We start from the raw sequence: 2,101 nt of genomic DNA on the forward strand, positions 1-2,101 counted from the left end.
ATTCTAGCGTGGTTTTGGATGTAGAAGCATTGATCCGGTTCAATGCCACTGTCCATATTTTCTCCCTTGAAGGTAGTGGAACCAAAGCACTCGCAGTCGATTTCTAACTGATCAAGCAAAATTTTAACCAAATCACCGAGCAGTTCTTTATCGACTTCGTGTTCTGGGGTAGGAATTCTGATTTCTAAGGTTCCGTGGCTATAGGCAATACGGGCAGAGCGATGTTCCCCTAGTTCTTCTAGAACAGACTCAAATTCAGCCCACTCTAGGTTATGAATCAATAATCTTTGACCTGGGGGAACGGTAAGTTGTTGGAGTAGGAGAGTAACAGCCATACAGTAATCGGTTTTGATTCCCAATGTTTCCAAGAGGTCTAGTCTTATTTTAGACAACTAAGGCATAGCTACCGTTAGTTAGAGTGCTCTTGGAGCCAGTTGAGTAAATCCTCACTGGTATTAAAATCCCAGATTGCTTCTGATAAGCGTTCTAGGTCTTGGGGATTCAAGGCTTCAAGGAATGCGAAGGCATTACTTGTTAGTTTTCCAAAGCGGCGCTCAAGCTGTCGCAATAGTAAGCTTCTTTCACCTTCTAATCTGCCCTCTTCTCTGCCCTCTTCTCTGCCCTCTTCTCTGCCCTCTTCTCGTCCTTCTTCTATTCCCTCTTCTCGTCCTTCCCTTTTCGCTAGACTCAATGCACCTCGCCTATCCTCCCAGAACATCTCCTGTTTGCGGATCTTTTCCAATTCTGACACACTCAACCCAGCTTGATTGGCTATAGTTAAAGCTTGTTCCAGCTGTGGTATTTCCCTCATCTGATCAGGAATAACTTCTAAGCTGGGAGCATCTTTGATAAAATAGATCCACTTATCTACCAAACTTTCTAACTCTTCCAGCTGCTTAGTAAATTTGGGAAGTTCCACAAACACCATTTTTAACTCATTTTCCTGATAAGGCAAGTGGTCTTCTTCTTCTTGAAAGTAAAAACTGCTAATGACTTTCTCTGTTGAAGGGAACAGCTTAAAATCAGTGATAGTTAAAGCAATGACCGGATTGAGATCGAAATATCCCTGTCCGGATTTAAGTTGATTCCCGTAGGTTTTGCACAAATTATAAACGACTCGCTTTTCGAAAGCCTCTACATTCCAGAGCTGCATTTCAATGATCACAGTCGTTCCATTCTCTAATACTGCCTTAACATCCAGATAGGTGTCTTTTAAATCAACCACATCCCCCGCACTGTAGGGATCTATAATTTCTAAATCCTGGATGACAGAATTACCGGAGTAAATCATGGCATTAAGGAAGGAAATCAGAATATCTTTACTCTGATCTGATCCAAAGATTTTCTTGAAAGCAAAGTCAGTTTTAGGACTAATGAATCTCATGGTTTTACAGGGTTAATTAAACCGTTTAGTTGTTAGTTAATTTTTTGTAAGCATTCAGCTATTAGCTAATGCGCTACGGAACTTTTGAATAAAAAAGGTAAGGATTGGTTTAATCTGAGTTAAGTCCCAGCGTCGTTCGCACAGCGTGGCCATTCGCGTAGCGTGGCCGTTCGCGTAGCGTGGCCAAAAGGCCAAAAGGCCAAGGCCAAAGCCTGTGCCACTGCTGACTGCTGCTGAACGCTGAACGCTGACTACTGAATGCTTATAATTTATTTACCTTTATAGTAACAGTTTTGGCTGGGCTTGTTGGCACCATAATTAGTTATATAGCGAGCGCTTTTCAAAAAGGTGATGGACAAATTTTGGCGTTGCATAAATACGGGATTATTTTAATAGTTTTGTGGCATGGGCATCTTGCCGTGCCATGGGTATCTGGCTGTGGAACGGGCATCTTGCTGTGGAACGGGCATCTTGCCTGTTTCATTTTTCAGGTGCGCAGGATGCCCATGCCACTCATATTAATCCCTTGATTCAGAAGCGATGCAGCGCGGTCTTGGGGGTTTCCCCCATGAGCGACTGCATCAAGACAATGCCGTATCCCCAAGAGAGATCCGGTGGGTTGCTGAAAAGCCAGGATTGATAATCGTGATTTTTTTGGCATCATGGAAGTAGCTCCTATTTAGGTGGGAGGAAAACCGCGCTGGAGATGATTAACGG

At 43.3% G+C, this 2,101-nt stretch carries 3 protein-coding genes; 1 reads left to right on the forward strand and 2 read right to left on the reverse strand.

What is annotated here, in order from left to right; translation table 11 throughout:
* Together F6K37_RS39510 and F6K37_RS39515 are read right to left on the reverse strand one after the other, a co-directional pair.
* Window positions 1-335 (reverse strand): PDDEXK family nuclease (locus tag F6K37_RS39510; protein ID WP_502887822.1); only part of this gene is annotated, 335 nt, incomplete at its 3' end.
* Between the two features lie 74 nt (window positions 336-409).
* Window positions 410-1,384: an Rpn family recombination-promoting nuclease/putative transposase gene (locus tag F6K37_RS39515; RefSeq protein WP_287256721.1), complete on the reverse strand. Its 975-nt coding sequence runs from the start codon at window positions 1,382-1,384 to the stop codon at window positions 410-412.
* A gap of 400 nt (window positions 1,385-1,784) precedes the next feature.
* Between F6K37_RS39515 and F6K37_RS39520 the strand changes: the two genes are divergently transcribed.
* Complete coding sequence (locus tag F6K37_RS39520) at window positions 1,785-2,024, forward strand: hypothetical protein (RefSeq protein ID WP_287256723.1); 240 nt, start codon at window positions 1,785-1,787, stop codon at window positions 2,022-2,024.
* Window positions 2,025-2,101 lie beyond the last annotated feature (77 nt).

This window comes from Moorena sp. SIO4E2, assembly GCF_010671945.1.
GTDB classification, from domain to species: domain Bacteria; phylum Cyanobacteriota; class Cyanobacteriia; order Cyanobacteriales; family Coleofasciculaceae; genus Moorena; species Moorena producens.

What these genes read in the sequence shown, in the direction of transcription:
- F6K37_RS39515 (WP_287256721.1), bottom strand. Translation starts at nt 1,384, where the DNA reads ATGAGATTCATTAGTCCTAAAACTGACTTTGCTTTCAAGAAAATCTTT.